At 54.1% G+C, this 18,368-nt stretch carries 1 protein-coding gene (only partly in view); it reads right to left on the reverse strand.

What is annotated here, in order from left to right:
- Nucleotides 1–12: 12 nt before the first annotated feature.
- Nucleotides 13–18,368, reverse strand: partial view of an Ig-like domain-containing protein gene (locus tag ACQUQU_RS14165; protein ID WP_430460354.1) — the 3' portion only. It continues 17,566 nt past the right edge of the window; only the last 18,356 of its 35,922 coding nucleotides appear in the window; the start codon falls outside the window, past its right edge; it ends in the stop codon at nt 13–15.

An 18,368-nucleotide genomic window follows, 5' to 3' on the forward strand; every position in this document is an offset into this window, starting at 1 on the left:
AAAATCCCACTATTACATCGGAAAAACATATGGATAATTTGGCTCTTTCAGGCCAGACAATGATCCATCATATTCTATGGTTAGTAGTTTACTGAAATCAGAGAATAATGTACTTCCTCTAATCTCTATTGGGCCTATCTCGCCAAACCCATCGTTCAATACAAGAAGATACTCACTCTCCTCAACCGAGAATGAAAAATACTCATCAAATGAGTACCATGAGTATCTAGGCTCCAAAACCCGTTCCTTGCCGGTTGAAGAATCTACTGCAAAAACGTCCCCTACCAGAAGATAACTGGAGTCAATCTGAATACTTACCAGCTCATTCTCCATGGAATATTCTGGCAGATATTTTTGCTTAATTACCACACCATCTGGACCATCATTAGCAGGGACCACCGAGAAGGTAAAATCCTGACTGTCGACGTAAGTTCCTGCATAGAAAACCCTGATTTTTGCACGAACTCCGTTAAGGTTTCGATTTAAATTAGTCGCCACCTCGTAAAAGTGAACCTCATCATAGCGCGAACCATTTGCAGCATTTGGATAGAAAGTATCCGTCGTCAGATATTCACAATCACAGTCCGCTTCGCCAAGTCCAAGCCCAAGCAAACTTCCATTAAATGCGATGACTGACTGCGCATAATCATTGGTGAATGCTGAGATCGATTCAGGTTCAGGATAAAGAACCGGAGAGTCCGGTAAAACCCGGTCAAAACGGATTCTTGCTTCGTCATCCTCTACGTTCGTGCCATAGGTGTATGCACTCAGGGAAACGGGCTCATTTTCAATGAGCAGAGTGACAATACCCGGTACATTGAAGTTGTATTGAAGCCCCATCGCTTCTGTTATCAGCTGCCCTTCATGGTAATAGAGAATACCATCACGGAGATTGTTTGATTGAACGGTAAAGTGCTTGTCGGCCGAAATCGGTGACGTATCGATAACATGGACAAACGGCTGATCACTCCCTTCGGTTGATATTTCAAACTGGAGTTCATGTCCCTCGAGTATGTAGTCAACCGCACGATTCCAGAACAAATAGGTCTTCGTTTCGTTCACGTAGAGAACATCACAATCCTGAAGGTGGACATAGAACTCACTCACCTCCCAATCTTCGTCGACCTCGCAGATCTTCCAGTCGGATACCGTCGGGGAGATCAGGTGCAGTGACGTTACCTCATAACCATGTTCCGACAGAATGTCAGAGTAAGATACAACGTATTGGAAACCGGCCCTTTCGTCCCGTGTTGTTGTCAGCATGTCCAGACCAAGACTCAGATCAGCAAGCGATTCCCGTGTATCGACCACCCAGAAACTGATATCCACTACTTTCTTATCGCCAGTCACATTGTTCAGCAAAATTGCCTTGCTGGAATGCAGGCCCTGCGCCAGCGGAGTAGTCAGTGTTAAAGGCACTTCAACACTGACTACTCCATTTGTCGAAAACTCCCAATAGAAGCTGAATACTTCGCCACAGATGTCCGAAATATCTTCGTTTCTTCCGGCGCCAACCCAAAGGTCCGCACAGTCAAGTACGGCTCTAAGTGGCTCATCCAGTATCAGACTGAAATCCTGACCCAGCTTAGGCGATCCATCCATAAATAGGGAGGCACTGGACTCGACAACCAGGCGAAGGTAAGTATCACGTCCGTTCAGGAACAGCGGAGTATTGGAGGCATAGGCCTTTGTAATTGTATTCTCTGCAACCTGAACTTTGGTTTCGAAAATATCGCCGTAGGCTTCCCAGAGCAACAGCTCCTTATTGTTAAGATACTCAGAGAAGTCTTCCCACTCGCGGTAGAATATGTCGAACAGACCACTCATTTCTGAGCGCAACGTCATGTACTTGAGCGGCTCCCCTTGATCTGATGACGGATCAAGAGACAGCCCCCACGAGTATTGGCTGACCGTAGGACATTCGATATTGCAGTCTACTACCGTGGTATTTTCTGCATTTGAGCCCGCGCTTGAATAGGAATAGGTTGAGTAGGACCACCACCACCAGCTGCCTGACAGGGCAGGTGTTTCTGGAGAATTAATGACGCCGTTAATCCGATCAGAGTAGTAGTCAACCCGGTCAAAGACAGGGGCAGACGTTACCAGGAAGCTGCCGCTGAACTTCATCAGATTTTCATCCTGTAGCAGGATGGATTCCACGTGGCCGCCATCTTCGGTTGAGATTTGGAGATAGACGTTACCCGCCAGAATCTCTTCTTTGTGCCCTGGCATAAACTCGCTGATCAGATCCCTCAATTCTGATGCCTTCCGGCTGTCTACCCCTAACTCAGAGAACCCATTGGTCGGCACGAATTGGCCATTGAAATAGGTATACTCATCCGTGATGTCATTGTAATAGCGATAGGCCGCTACCATCTTCCAGCGATCGGACAGAACATCAAGCTTGTATTGATTGGTATTCCAGATAATGCCTTCTGACGGGACGAACAGCTCAGCCGTAAAGTGTGGCAGCTTGCTACTCTTGTAGGATTCCTGTTCATCAAGCTGACCACGAATTACCGTAATTACATAGTCCTTATCTTCTTCGATCTGGAAATCAAAGTGATAAGTAACATAACCCTCTCCGAACTGATAATTGACCGGATAATTTGCATTCTCTGGCAGTAGCTCTGCGCCTGAGCGGGTGATTATCACACTGTAATTCTGTGCAAACTCATCGATCGTTAGCTCGGACTCTGCCAACAACCGAACGTCAACTGCAGGAATATTCTCTGTCCAGTCGGCATGGAAGCTCTGTCGTACGGCATACTCATTCCCTGTAGCTACGAGATTCTGAGCAGCGTATGAATCGCTCGCAAAGTACGGAGCCCCTTGCGCATCCACCAGACTGAGTTCAAGCCCTGATGGGTCGTCATTGCTCACGCGGAACAGTTCGGAAAGCTGCCAATTGGTACCCGGGGTAGGGGTGTAAATTGCAGGCTGATCGGATTCAACAGGTATCATCAATGACAGTGTCTTGCGCTCGCCATTCGTGGTGACTGCATCAATCTCCAGCTCCATACCGACTGCATCGTAAGATCTGCTGATGAATCTATCGCTGAATACAAAGAAGCGCAGATCCTGAGGCTGGCTGAAGGATTCAGCTGATACCGCAGCAACCTCTTCCGGTGAGTTAGCCCAACGGCCAATACCCGACATAGTTACCAATCCGGTGTCGCAACCCGCTACCGACCTGTTCCACGGGGTCGGCTGGAAGCAAAGGCTGTAATCGGAACCAAACGGTGTATCGAAACCTATGTTCTCGCCGTTCAGGCGCACATCCTCTAAGGAGACAAATCCGATATTGTTGGTTATCTCTACCATGACCAGATTTTTACTAACCCCACGGTAGAACGCTTGCTCGTAGCCAACATCCATTAATGTGAGCGCCAACTCTGGCAGACCACCAACATTCACCTGTTCCACACTCAGCTGGATTTCATCACGAACGGACGGCAGTTCCGTGAGCCACAGCGAAAGAGTTGTCTCACCGGCTCCTGAAATGACTACCCTCGTTTCACCCGGACGAACCTGAGCCACGCTCAGATCATGACTGCTCAGACTGTAGAGATCCGACAGACCGGTAACTTCGATCCATTCCGCATAGGCGCCATCGGTAAAGTGCACGCGAACGACTGGCTGATAGTCAATGTCGGAACCGTTCAGCGTAAACGTACGGCTCTCGTCCGCCGCCTGCAGCTGATCCACAAAGAATGGGTCGATCTGACGATCATTTTCATCCTTAGGATCTGAACCTGAGGTGTATTCAACGTAATCGGAAATACCGTCGTTGTCTGAATCAAGGCCCTCAGGACCCACAGCAATGGTACCGATCTGATATTCAATAGCGTCGCTCAGGCCATCACCATCTGAGTCACCGTTATTCCACAGAGTGCCGAAACTCAGTTCCAGCGCATTGCTCAGGCCGTCACTATCGCCATCTTCATCGCCATCGCTGATGCCGTTGCCATCGGTATCGGCCAGCAGTGGATTAAAGCCATTGCTGTGCTCGAACAGATTTGGCAAGCCATCCTGATCGTAATCGCCTTCCGCCGTCAGCAGGGTCACGGCGACTGAGTTGCCAATTGCCGGGCGCTCCTGCCCTGCAAAAGCGGAGGCAGACATCAGCACAGTACGGATGTCGCCTTCGCTGAAGGCATCCACCAGCCAAGGCATGTTCCAGCGATAATGGCCACCACTGCAACCGAAGGCCGCATTCAGGCTGTTACCGCCCTCAGCCAGCTGAATGCGCACGCCACTGAACTGGTTAGCATCCGAACAACTGCTGTACTCGGTGAGAGCTTCCAAAGGCAGTGACTCACCTTCGACCTGATAACTCGCTTCTGCCGCCAGATAAATGCGCGGCATATCCAGAGCCAGGTAGGCATCCGGTACTTCGGCGGCGAAGTCGGCTCCGGTTGTCGCAGACACCAGCCGCAGATGCTCTTTCTCCAGACGATAGCGCTTGTCCGGATAGCTGTTATCCGCCAGTGTCACAGAAAGGGTGGCTTCGTCGACGCTCGCTACCGCCGCGTTCAGGATGTTGTCGTCACCGTCCTTAATTTGCAGCAGCGTGGATATTTCTGCCGCATCCTTGAAGGCGATGGATTCATTGAAGATGAATTTCAGCACCGGGCGATACGTTGCCGTGCCTGCAGTCCATTGCTGTGCAATCAGACCCGGTCCGCGCTGGCGGATATCCAGCTGCAGAGGGCGGCTGAGGTACGCGTATGGTTCAGCCACAGAAAGCAGCAGCGAGTGCACGCCAGCCTCTTCAAACTGAAGGCTTGTCTCGCTCAGGCCAGTCAGATGTCCAGTCACCAGAGCATCGCTCCCCTCACTCAGCGAATAGCTCAGAGTATCAGGGGTGCGGTTACCAAAGCGGTCGACGGATTCGAGTGCGTAGTGCAGACGGTCGTCGGTTTCTTCAACGCCACGAACCGATCCGGGATTCTCGAGATAGTCGTCACGAACGAAACGGAACAGCAGCTGATTGACCGCCGCCGGCAGTACGGTGATCGGCAACGAAGAGCCGCTAACGCGTACGCTATCGCTGACGCTGTATACCTCCAGCTGCGTTGCCGCCGTCATGCTGTATTGACCGGCCGCTTCCGCCGCCGACAACAGCAGGTTCTGAGATTCTGTTCCCAATGCCAGCGATACAGACTCAATGCCCAGCGCATCCACATTGATGGTGCCTGGATTTCCAAGCGCAAGATGGAAGCCTCTTGGTAAATACAGGGTGAAATCGAAGGCATCGTCGGTTTGTGGACGGTTACCTGCCAGATCAGAAAGCGACAGTTCAACGTGGCTTTCTGCCCCCGCCTCCAGCGTATTCTGGTAATTCACCAGAACGCCACTCGGCTGACCCGCCTCCACGTTCACCGCAAAGGTAGCCGGCAGAAGTCCGAAGCGCGCATCGGCTTCAGCAAACAGCAGATACCCTCCAGCCTTCAACAAAGTGTTCAACGGCCAGTGCGCCCTGCCGGAAATGTCAGTGACGGTTGTACCCAGCACAACTTTTTGCGCCGCCGGCGTACGCGCCTGAATGGACCAGGTAATGTTCTGCTGCGCAACCCCGCGAGCGTGATCATCTTCAACAGCTACCTGATACATAGGCTGATCATCAGGCGTCACGAAGGATGGATTGAGACCGTTCGCAGCGGTGAAGCGCACCAGGTTCGGGCGGTTAGTCGCCTGAACGTCAAACACTGGCGTCGTGGAAGACTGCTGGAAGCGGTCCGTCGCTTTGAGGGCAAAACGGAAGGTGTCCGCATCGTCCGACTGGCGCACAGCCTTGAAGCTGACATTGCCATCCTTACAACTGAAACCAACAATCTGCTTACCCTGCTCATCGACAACCTGACAGCTCAGCTGTGCCTGTCCGGCATCATCAACGTCAGCAAAGCCGCTGACCTTAATGCTGGTACTTTCGCCGAAAATAACACCCTGCGGCAGAGCAACGCTCAGCTTGCTCATATCCGGTGCGCGGTCTTGCGCAAGGGCGATATTCACCTCGTAACGGGTTTCACGTCCGGTACCGTCGGTCAGAGTAATGGCAGCGCTATGGTTCTCATCGCCATTCTGACGTTCTGTGCGCGGATCGTTAATCGCGGCCGACACGACGGCCGATTTACCACTCACACTCTTGGTCGCACTGGCACCCAGCCAGCTGATGCTGACGTTTTTAACCGCCACATCGTCCTGTGCGGTCAGGCTCAGATTCAGGCGGTCGCCTTCAATCAGCGCAGCAGACAGAGTGCCGGACACGGCCAGGTCTTTACCATTCACCGCCAGAAGCGTCATGCGCGGCGGCTGATTCTGGATAACCTCCACCAGATTGGTGACGTCGCCACGGTTGCCGGCGTAGTCGATGGCAACTGCGCGGTAATCGAGAACATCACCCGCCACCAGCGCCTTATCGGTGTAAGACAAGGCGGTATTGTCGAAGATGGCGGCTTTCAGCTGACCAGCACGGTAGAGCATCAGACTCTGTACACCGCTTTCGGCATCGTTAGCCGCCGCCGACAGCAGGAAGTTTTCGTCACTGATCACCTGTTGCTGATGCACCACTGGTGCGCCGGACAGGGTCAGAGCGGCGACCGGAGGTAGGGCATCCAGCTGGCGCTGGATCTGCTGCGGCGCTGAGTCGGCGAGGTTGCCGTACATATCCACAGCACGGGCCTTCATCCAGAAGCCGTCTTTTTCGATACCGAAGTTGCGGTAGATAACAAACTGCGGGCCATAGTGCTTGGCAATCAGTTCATACGGCCCACTCTGGCTGGCAGACATATAGTACTCAACCATCTGCACCGGCTGATCGGCCTGCGCAATGACGGCTTCAATACGCATATCGGCCGGGTAGTAGCTGATGGCCGGGAAATTCAACGTCACACTGATGCGGCTGGCAGGCAATTCCCGGGACTGCACAAAAGAAGTCGTCGCTGGTGCTGAAATAATCTGACCGAAGTGATCCTGCACGCGCGCGGTAAACTGCACCGGCTGACCGTTCAGCAGCCAGCCCGGGACCAGATCGTCATAGGCCTGCGCCTGAGTCAGGGCATAAGAAATGGTACCGTTCAGCGCCACATCCGCTGCCGACCAGAAGGACGACTCGGTCTGCAGTGTCAGGTAGTCACCATACGCAAAGGTCTGACGACGCACTGGTGCTGTCAGCTCTGCGCCTGGCAGCTGTTTGTTGTATGCCAGATGCTCCACGCTGACAGAACCATCGACGAAACCAACCGCTAAATACGGTGCCTGAGCGGCAATGGCGGTGATACTGGTGTTGTAGTCGTAACCGTCACCCTGCAGCTGCAGGTCCTGCAGGTGCACGGCCTGCAGACGGGTGTTGGCAGAGGTTTCATAAGCAACCCACAACAAACCACCCTGACGCTGAATCTGAGTGATTTGTACGGCATCGCTCAGGCTGAACTGCGACAGTTGTGAGGTTGCAGGTTCAAAGTAACGCAGGGCTTCCGCCTCACGCAGCCATACGCGGCCCGCTTCCGCCTGCAACTGACGCACCGGCGCGCTCAGACCCAGTTTATGGGTATAGCGACGCACGTCGTATTCACTGATAGGCCACTCACGCAGCATCAATTCGTGCAGGTTGCCATCGTCACCGGCCAGCCAGAGTACGCGTCCGCTCCAGGCCAGAGCAGTAACGGCAACACCGTTGTCCAGCGTCAGATCCAGCTGATTGCTGCCATCGCTGATGCGGATTAAGCGACCATCGGATACCGCCAGCAGATTGCCACCGGCTGCCACGAACTGCGGATCAATGCCGCTGACCAGGGTTGTTTCAGAGGCCGTTGGCGACGATTTGCGGCGGACTTTCTGCTGGTCGTTTTTCACCAGCAGCAGACCGCTGTCGTTAAGCAGCACCTGCTCGACGCGCTCGGCATAAGGTGCAGAAAGATGAGTTTGCGCCCATTGGGTCTGATCGTAAGTAAGCTGGTAAGCACCGTAATGCGCTGCCGCCACAAACAAGCGGCCCTGCCACCAGGCCATAGAACGCACGGAACCCCCGGCTTTCTGTTGTTCAACAAAGGCCGGACGCTGTTCATTATCACCGGCAATCTGCCAGTGCTGACCACTGTTGCTGATCAGCTGACCATTGCTAATCCACAACTGACCGCCTTTGACCAATGCCGGACTGAGGCCCAGATCCTGCAATGCCGGCGTGAGGTCGCTGTTCAGCCAGTGCAGTTCACCTTGGGCACTTACCAGTGCCAGCTGTCCGGCCAGGCTCAGTCCCTGCTGTGCCACCTCATAATTGCCAACCTTAACGAACTTACTGTCGGTCGCTCTCATGCGGAACAGGTCACCCTCTTCCGTCTGCAGCCAGAACGCACGATCGTGTTCCGCCAGCCACCGTGGTGCCGAAGTGAAGGTATTGAGTACCGTCTTGCCCAGAACAGCCTGATCGCCGGCAATAAACAGCAGCTGCCCCTTGTGGACAGCACTGCCGGAAATACCAGCCGCCAGTGACTGACTGGTTTTGTTGGTCAGATCGTTGCCGAAAATGGTGAAGGTATGCAGCGTGCTGTCGCTCCAGCTCCACAGATAGTGACCATTCACCTGCAGCCCTTTCATGCCGGTCAGCGGATGGTTAGCCACCTGCTGATAATCCAGCTCAGGATCGAAAATAAAGATGCCTTCTGCCGTGAGCACAGCTATGCGCTGGCCAATAACGGCTGCATCCAGTACCGGCTGGCTGACCTCAAACAGCGCCTGTCCCTGTTCGTTCTGCACTTCACGACCACGGGCGTACAGAGTCGCACCAACCTGTGGAATGACCAGTGACAAGGACGCCTGCGCCGCTTGCTCCTGAAGCGCGGCCGGAGCCAGCACGGATACCACATAACTGCGGCTGTCGCTGTTGCCCTTGCCATCATTGACATAAGAGCGCACCACCAGACGGCTGAGTGCGGAATCCGCGCGATAGCTCAGCTGATGTTCGCCGGATGCCAGCACATCACCCTGTTCGTTTTCCAGTAACAGCAGACCGGTTGCGACCTGAGCAGAAGAATCCCGTTGCAGTTGCAGCTGTGCACCAGCAGCAACGAACAGAGGTACATCTACGGCTGCAGACACCTGACTGCTCTTAGGCACGGCCCGCAGCGCGACACGGCTTTCGCTGTAATTAAGCTGATCGCCGAAATAGGTCTGGATGCGGACGTAGTAGTTGGCCGCCAGCGCCAGCGGTGGCATGGTCAAACTGACATCGCCGGCGGCGCCGTCGAGGAATACCTCACGTACGATCACACCATTGAAATCTTCCAGCACTACACGGCTGTAGCGGACGTCAGCAATGTCTTTGCTGATGAAGCGAACCTGTACCGGTTCTGACTCCTGTATCGTGCTGTTGTTTTCCGGGCTGAGGATATCAATGCGGCCCTGACTCTGGTTGTCCGTTCCGCTCCAGCTCGCGCTCAGGTTATTACCGTCAATGGTCCAGGTCAGATCGTTTTGCGTACTGATCGGCAGCCACTGCTGCCAGCCCAGATCAGCAACCGGTGCCAGTGGCACACCATTCTGACCATTCAGCAGAACCAGCTGACTGTCAGCGGCCGGTGTCAGTGTTACCGGCACCTGGCCATTAACGGCCAGAGTGGCTGACGCTGGAGCAACGCTGACAGTACCGGCAGCGACCGGCTGATCAAGCGCCAGCAGGACTTTGCCTTCGCCGGTCACATCCGTGTAGCTCACTTCAATCTGCGTGAGATTCTGCACATACGGCAGCAGCCACTCAGCGCTTCCCTGACGGAACAGCGTCAGTTGTTCACCGTCCTGGGTGTAAGCGGCCAGAGTGAGCGCGCGATCAGCACGGAGCAGATAGCCGGTGGCCGCCAGGGTCTGAGTCACAACCGGCCCGGCCACGGACTGAGTAATCAGCTCGCGGGTGTAGACGCCATTATCCGCCAGATAGCCAACAAACTGTGGTGCCACCTGCAGCTGCTGCGGACGCAGCCAGAGTGCTGTTTGCTGATTATCCTGCACGGCAATCCAGCGCCCATCGGCCAGTTGCAGCCACCAGCCGCTGCGGTCGGCCTGAACACTGAGGATGCGCTGCGTTGCGCTGAAGCTGCCACGGCTTTCCAGTGCACCGGCCACCATCTGATAGTGGTACAGGTTGTCGCCACTGTAGAAAGCAAACTGCTCGCCCACTACCGCCATGCCCTGATAGGTTTCCAGATTAAAGCGGTTAACTTCACGCAGACCGATCAGGCCACTGTCATTGCTCAGGCTCAGTTCAATGAGCGCTGTTTCCGTCAGTGCCCACAGACGGCCATCCGCCCATTGCACTGATACCAGATCGCTGGTTGTGTAGCCGGCCAGAGGCACCGGGTACGCATCACGCATCTGGTAGGCCAGCACGCTGTTACCGGCACGGGCAAAGATGACGTCACCATTAACGGCAGTCAGTCCGGCGTCGAACAGCCAGTCGCCGACGCGGGTTGCCGCGCTGTTCTGCCACTGCAGACTCAGCAGTTTGCGCTCTCCACCCTCGTTGTAGGTGATATAGGCACGACTGCCATCCAGCTGCAGTGCGCTGGCAGTACCCTGCGCCTGAGTAAAGCCGCCCTGATCACGGGTAACCACACGGAAACCGCCGTAGGCATTGTTAATCACAGCCACCAGCCCCAGCGCCGTTGAATACTGCAGCGACTGCAGACGCTCAAGGCCCGGTTTGAGGGTCAGCCACAGCTCTTCGTCCGCACGGAAGTACGGCAGGATACTGAGTGCTGTACTGGTCTCGGCATTATTGCCACTGCGGTCCTGCAGATGAGCCAGCAAGCTGACATCAGCCGCACCGGCATCAACCGGCTGCACGTCCTGCAGCAGTTGCTGTTCACCAAAGGCGAAGGTCAGCGGAGCACGCATACCCTGCTGCTGCACGAAGGATGTGCTGTCCTGATCATCAATGGCCGGAGACGCATAGGCCTGGAACGAAAGGTCAGTACCGGCGAGCAGTTGCGCGGATGGCTCGGTCACCAGCACAGGCTGACTGCCCAGAACTTCATCGTCCTCGATATTGATAAATACCTGCGAACGGATATGCCCATCACTGATCAGGCGGATAACCGCTGCCATTGAGCCGGACACCGCCGGCACGTCGAAGACCACAGGTACACGCACCGTCGCTTTATCCGGCTGCGACAGAGTCTGCTCTGCCGGGTTAAGCGGATTATTTTCCTCGCCGCCGAGCAGGAACTGCACACTGGCTTCTTCCAGATTCTGCATTTCCACCAGAGCCGTCAGCAGAGTGCGCTCTTTAACGCTGACGCCGTTGGCCGGCTCCAGCAGACGCAGCGATGGCTCACCAAGATCAGCGTTATAAGGCGTAACCGTGATTTCCGAACCATTGGCAGGCGACGGCTCGGCACTCAGATTGCCGTTCGGATCCAGTGCACGGACACGGATATTAATATCGCCCGGATATTCAGCTTCTTTTGGTGTGAAGGTCAGACGGTTTGGCTGACTGAGTACAAACCAGTTGCCACCGTTAACCGACGCTTCGACTTTCTCGACACCGTAACGGTCGAAGAAGCGCACCAGCACATCCAGTGGCATATCCCATGGAATGTAACCACCGTCCTGTGGCGACAAAATACGGACTTCCGGTGGCGTAATGTCTTTGTGCAGCACATAGGAGGCGTCAAAGACTTTCTGGCCGTCAATACCAAACGGCACAATGACGCGCACCGGCACTTCGCGAGACTGTTCGCCCTGATAATCCAGCACCATATCTTCCAGCTTCGGCTGGTCGACGTCGGCACGGACCGTCGCTTGTCCATCGGCGATGCTGGTTGAAGTGGTGTAGTTACGCCAGGTTCCGCGTTCAAATACCTGCGTTTGTACCGCACTGCCTTTGATAAATTCGACATCACCACTGATGGTGAATATCAGACGTGAATCGCTGACTTCTTCGACGGTTTCAGGCGCAGTGGTAAACCCGGCAAAATTAATCTGCGGATCGATCAGAGCAACAGACTGCACTTTCTCGGTCATCTGACTGCCATCGCTGACCAGCATTTTCAGTGTCAGATCGACCTGATTTATACCGACAGAAACAGCAATCGCTCCCTTACCGCAGGCCTCATTAACATTGTCGCTCTGAGTCAGTTCCGGACCATAATTCAGACCCTGATTTTGACTGATGCGGTACTTATAGCTCAGCTTGTCACTGGCTCTCATATTGTCGTCCGCCACAATGCGCAGACAATGAACCTTGGCGCGCTTCAGCACACTCGCGCCATTAACCAGCTCACCGGTTGCATCATTCATCAGGCGCACATTCACCGGAGCTTCGCGGTCGAGTGTCTGGCTGACCGAAATAAACCGGCCATCCGCCTTCATGGCACCGATTGTGGCCGGACGGTTACCCGCGAGGTCGGTGAGGCCATTGATAGTGAAACGGTACTCAGAGTTATGCTCGGTGTAGGTACCGGCGCGGTGCGCCAGTTCTAACGTTTTACCGTTATTTTTATAAACCACCGCAAATTGCTCAGTAACGTCAGCAACAGTAACCGCGCCGTTGGCATAAAGCGTACGCTCCACCTGGAAGGCGCTCAGCATCAGAGGTTCGTCCGCATTGATGCTCAGCGGCTGCTCGTAATAGTAATTTTTAACGCTGCTGATAAGCGGTGCAGTGTCGTCGATCACCGTCAGTACCGCAGATTCAATCTGTTCGGCAGTGACGTCACGGATGACCACAACATGGTAGAGACGTCCCACTTTATATGCGGAGGTTTTGCTGCGCGCCGGAACACTGAATGTGAGCTTGTCACCATTGAGCGCATGGACAACGCGGAAGGTTTCTTCCACCTGGAAGCCGTCTTCTGCCGGTAACCAGTAAACACGCAGACCAGTGCCAGCACCCTGCAGTTGCAGCGTGATTTTATCTCCACCGGTATCGCTGACCGTTGCGCTATCGGGGTTGTCTGAATAAACCGCTAACGGCGACAAAGGCTCAACCACATTGATGGCCGCCGCCGTTGTGAACACGCCAGAGGCTGTGGTCAGACGCAGCGATTTGAGTCCGAGACTGTCCGGCTGATAACTGAACGTCAGAGAATTATCACTGCGTTCACTGCTGCTCAGGTCAATCTGCTGAGCACCGACCTGCAGATTTTCAACCGCCAGGAAATTACGGCCTTTAACCAGAATCTGATGAGCAGATGCACTGGTGACCACATAAGGAGACACGACACTGACGTCCGGCTCCTGGATATCAAAGGCAATTCCGCTGCGGAAGTGATAAGCACGGTCATGGTTCAGTGCCAAACCATCAACATACTGCTCTACTGGTCCGGCAACGCGCAGGCGATAATCCGTCTGCGCCGCCAGTTCACCGGCAAACGCTTCAAAAATCAGGCGATCGCCCAGAAGGCGGGTTACACCATCGACGTTATCACCGTTAAGGGAAGCCAGTGTCAGTAACGTCTGCTGCCAGCTGCCATGAGCAACGGATAAGTTCATCGTCAGGTTGGCGCTGCTGGAAGACATGAATTCATCTTCATCCGGGGTAACGGTCAGCAATGGCAGGCGGACATGATGCATCACGGAACCATCACGCCATTCAACCAGGCCGTCATGACAGCTCAGACCTGTGGCGGCATCCGCCTGATATGAGGTCAGCAGATTCAGATCCACGTAGTTATTATCGGCGAAATTGATGTCATACACCGAATGCAGATCCGTTGCCGGATTAGCCACCACCAACAGCTCACCCTGCAGAGCAATATCTGCATTGGACGGAATCTGGCTGGTACCACGACTGACGCCACTGACCAGATCCAGCCAGTGCAGGCGCAGGCCATCGACGATGGCCGCCAGATCATGATGAACGACCATGGCCGCCGGAGATAATGCCGCGTGCGTAAATGCCAGCGGCGCCTGATTGTCATCCAGACCGAACTTCAGCACGCGGGTCGCTGTTAAGGCGTATGCGTAACGGGCTGTCAGCTGCAGACTGATGAGCGTTTCATCGGCGGCACGGAAATCCCAGTCTTTACCAAAGGTGTGCGTGCTGTAAATGCCCTGCTCATCCCAGGCAATCAGATGGCGGCGACTGGCTTTAATACCACGGAAACTCAGCCCCTGTGGATTCGTCACGGTATTGACCAGCTCTGGAACATACAGGTTGCTGATATCAAATACCTGTACGGCTGCCGACTCTTTCAGCAGGACGTACAAATAGCCATCAGCGAGCGCCAGATCTTTAACCTCTTCCTGCAATGATACGGATGCTAAGAAAGACGGAACATCGCTTTCATCGGTGGTGAATAACTGCACTGTGCCCACACTGGTTACAGCGGCGAGCAAATCACCATCACGCACAACGGACGATGCAATCACACCTGAGTCCGTCGGCGTTAACTCAACGCGCAAGGCCTGATTCTGGCTGAAGTCGCGACCATCGTTGGTCACCTCAATCAATAAGGTGCCCAGCGTGTCGTACGGCTGATCGAACGTAATCAGATCATCACGCACAAATTCAACGTTTTCTGCACTACGGCCATTCACTGTGACGCGGGTAAACGGTCCGAAACCTTTACCCTGAATCGCCAACCGACTCATGCTGTTAAAGGCGAACATCTGTACTGATGAATTAACCGACTGCGTGCTCTCGCGGTATTTACCCGCCGCGCTGATGGATGGGTTAGCAACGACGTTAAGTTGTCCCAGCGCTACTTCCTGCTGTCCACTGTCGCCGAGGCTGATCGCATACAACTGATTTTCATCGCGGGCGGATGTTAATTGCGGCAGCGTAATGCGGATATGACCGTCATCAATCCATTCAATCTGATCGGCTGTAAGCCAGATACCGCCAATCTGCACGGCCATACCCGGATAGAATCCGCTGCCATACAGATCAATGACTTCTCCGCCTTTCCAGTTAACGTAGCTGCTGCTGATTTCCTGCAGCTGCGGACGCGTGTGATCGCGGTAAATAAATCCGGAACGGTAGCGGCCATGCAATGGTGTCGCATAAATATCACGGATATCCTCGCTGACCACCAGCTCATACAGCGCACCGTCTTCCAGGCTGAAATCTGGTTTGACCTTAATAGTGCTCAGACCATTGCTAACACGGATACTGAAACTCAGCGGCAACGGTTGCCCGGAACGATAGAGTTTTACCGTATTGTTATTGACCGTCAGTTCATCCACCACACGGTTAACCGTGAAGCTCAGAGACTCGGACTTCATCAGCGTACCGCCCACCGCGGGGAACTGATCCATCACAACAAACAGCTCGTTTTCAATGGTCGCCAGCTGACCGCTGGCGCTGCTTGGTACGACATCGTCGTACGGGTTTTCGTAGGCCTTGCCGTCGGACCCCAGACCATAAACCGTGCCGGCATAAATAGCCGTCGGCTCAACCACCAGACTGGTGGTGTTGCCAGTGACTGCGTAGTAGTAATCCAGCGTTGGCTCGCCCGAGAAATCCCCGAATAACCAGTCAGAAATATTAAACAACTGCACATCACCTTCCTGCGCAGCCACGTACAGAGTCTGACCTTTAAGCTGAATACGGTCGGCACTCATATCGCTGTTTTCGATCAGATATTCAAGCTTGGCTTCTCCTGCCAGCTGCCCACCCTGTCGCAGATCATCCTGATACATCTGCACTGTCGCCAGCGGCCCCGTTGCCACCAGGTACTGATGATCAAGCGCTATAAAATCGTAAGGACGGATACGGGTGCCACTGTTATTGACGGTCTCAATGACATCAATCAGTGGATAATCTGACGTACGCAGATCCAGACTGATCACACGACGAGCAATGGTCTGCACTACCCACAACTTGTAGCCATCCGCCCGCAGACGATAAGCGGAGCCACCCATTTCGCTGTTGGAAATACTGCCGACACGCTCGTAGTCATCCTGCTGCTGACGATAAATATCAACACCCATGGAGTGTGCGATGAATATCAGCCCCTGATAAATCAGGGCATCCCGGATGGTTCCTGTGGTGGCAATATCTTTCACCAGCAGCGGATCAGTTGGCAGTGTCAGGTCGAAAATAAAGAAGCGCTTTTCGGCTGCGGCAACCAGTACATCACTGGCCACTTCAACATCAACAAATACGCCATCGCTGCTGGCCGCTTCAAAGTGATAGCTGAGAATCTGATCGGCCACAGTTCTGTTCACCAGCTCCGGTGCTACCGGATCCGACGTATTGGCAATAACCAGACGCGCTACGCTGTTTTTCAACTGGGATTTCACATTACCGGCGCGATCACGCGGAGTGAATGCACCGCCAGTCACGGCATACAGCAGTTGATTCTGATACGCCATGGCGGCAATTGGCGACGGTGCAGCGGCCGGCATATCCAGCTTGCCGGTTGGCTGACCCGCATAGAAGTAAGCAGTATCTGCCTGCGAAATTTCGCCGGCAAAATACGGATTTTCAATGAGGACGTTCTGATAACCAAAGAAGCCGGACGGCGCCTTAACAACAATATGGTTGGCGTTGATCAGACGCAGATCGGATGCCTGATTTTCGCCGACATACACTTTGACAAAACGGTTAAAGCCGCTGCCATAAACATCAATATCATTGCCACCACGCGGCGGACCGGTAAGCGGATAGAAAGCCTCGATATGACTGGCCGGCATAATCACAAGCGCACCGTGCAGTATGCCACGACCCGCTGCATTTTCGGCGGCCAGATTCAGCGACAGGGTCAGCTCTCCCAGATGCAGATCAGGAACATCCACTTCGATTTCTGAATCTGAAATAACACGTAACGCACTGCCTGAAAGTCTGGTTTCGCCGATAGAAATTGTGCTGACAGCAGACAGATACTGACCCTGGATACGGGCAACTTCACTGCCATCCGCATGGAAATAATGGCCACTGGCCTTACCATTGACCATACGATTGACCGAGGTGATAACGGCAATCTGACTGGTGCTGAACTGCAACGGATGCTGAACCGCACGTGCCATTCCCAGTCCATCCAGATCTTTCAGTCCGTCGAGAATATGCAGGGTCAGCGGACCTGCAGCAATACCTTCCTGCAGGGCGATGCTGACCCGTGCACCGCGTACCGTATTCACAGCGGTTACCGGCCACAGAGCAGGGGGAACATCAACCCCGGTACTGTCTTTCAACAGAATATACTGCTGGATGCTTTCAGCGGATGTATCGATCAGAGAGTTAAACTGAATGCGGATTTCACTGCCGCCCGCCACACTGCTGCCGGCAAGTGGTGAAATAGCGGTAACGGCCAGCTGATGCGGACGGATAACAACAAAGCCATTATCGTCGGAGCTGAGCAGCTGCCCTTCCTGCGCGAATAATTCACCACCATCTTCACGCTGCTGCCAGTAAATCACGCTGGCGTTATCGTCGGCATCCAGCTGGTAAACATAGTGATAAGTGGACGACGCCACATGAACCTGTCCGGATTCAACATACATGGACAGCTCATCCAGATCGCCGCCACCGCCCATCTCTGTCAGCACAGAGCTGGTCCAGTGCACATCATCGCTGCCCAACCCGGAAATAACCGTCAGAATGAGCTGTTTGTCGCGCTTGTGCAGTACATGCAGTTTTCCATCCTGCCAGGCGATATCAACCGGCTGGCCCTGCAATACATCCGGATTATTATCGTGGGCAGCAAAATTCAGTGTGACATAACCGGTCGGTGCCAGCAGATTCTCACTGTTGATATCAATAAAGCGGATATAACCGCCACCCAGCGGATCGGCCAATGCCAGCGCCAGAACCTGATGCTCTCTGCGGATAGCAACATCCATGGCTTTCAGGCCGCTGAAGGTCTGGGTTGCAACCACCAGAGGTGCGTCTTTGTCTGTGATATCAACGATATGCAGACCCGCCGTATCACCGGCCAGGTAAGCCAGGTTGCCACTCATGGTCACGCCGTATACCGGTGCCTGTGTTTTAACCTGCGACAAACGGATGGCGCGGTCAGGAATGGACACATCGTAGAATTCAAAACCATACTTCATCAGGAAACGGTTTTCTGCAGTCGGATTTTTACCGTTTTTCACGCCAACCAGCAGATATTCGTTTTGTTGTTCGACGCCCCCCACTTCCATTGGCGGATAATTCGGTAATTGCCACTCGTGACCGGTACCACGACTGTAAGAGAACTGGCCCATCAGCACTTCACGTGTACCAGCACCGGATGGCATAACGGCATACACATCATAAATACCCGGGTAAGTAACGCCCGGCGCACGGAAACGGAAGCTATCCGGCGTCAGGACGTCGTCATCCAGACTGATCAGACGGTAGCCATTTTCACTGACGGTTGTCTCGATTATTTCACCGGTAACCCGCGATACAAAACGCACACGACTTCCCGGTTGGAAAACGCTCT

Source organism: Thalassolituus sp. LLYu03 (assembly GCF_050507655.1).
In the GTDB taxonomy this organism is placed as follows: Bacteria; Pseudomonadota; Gammaproteobacteria; order Pseudomonadales; family Oceanobacteraceae; genus Venatoribacter.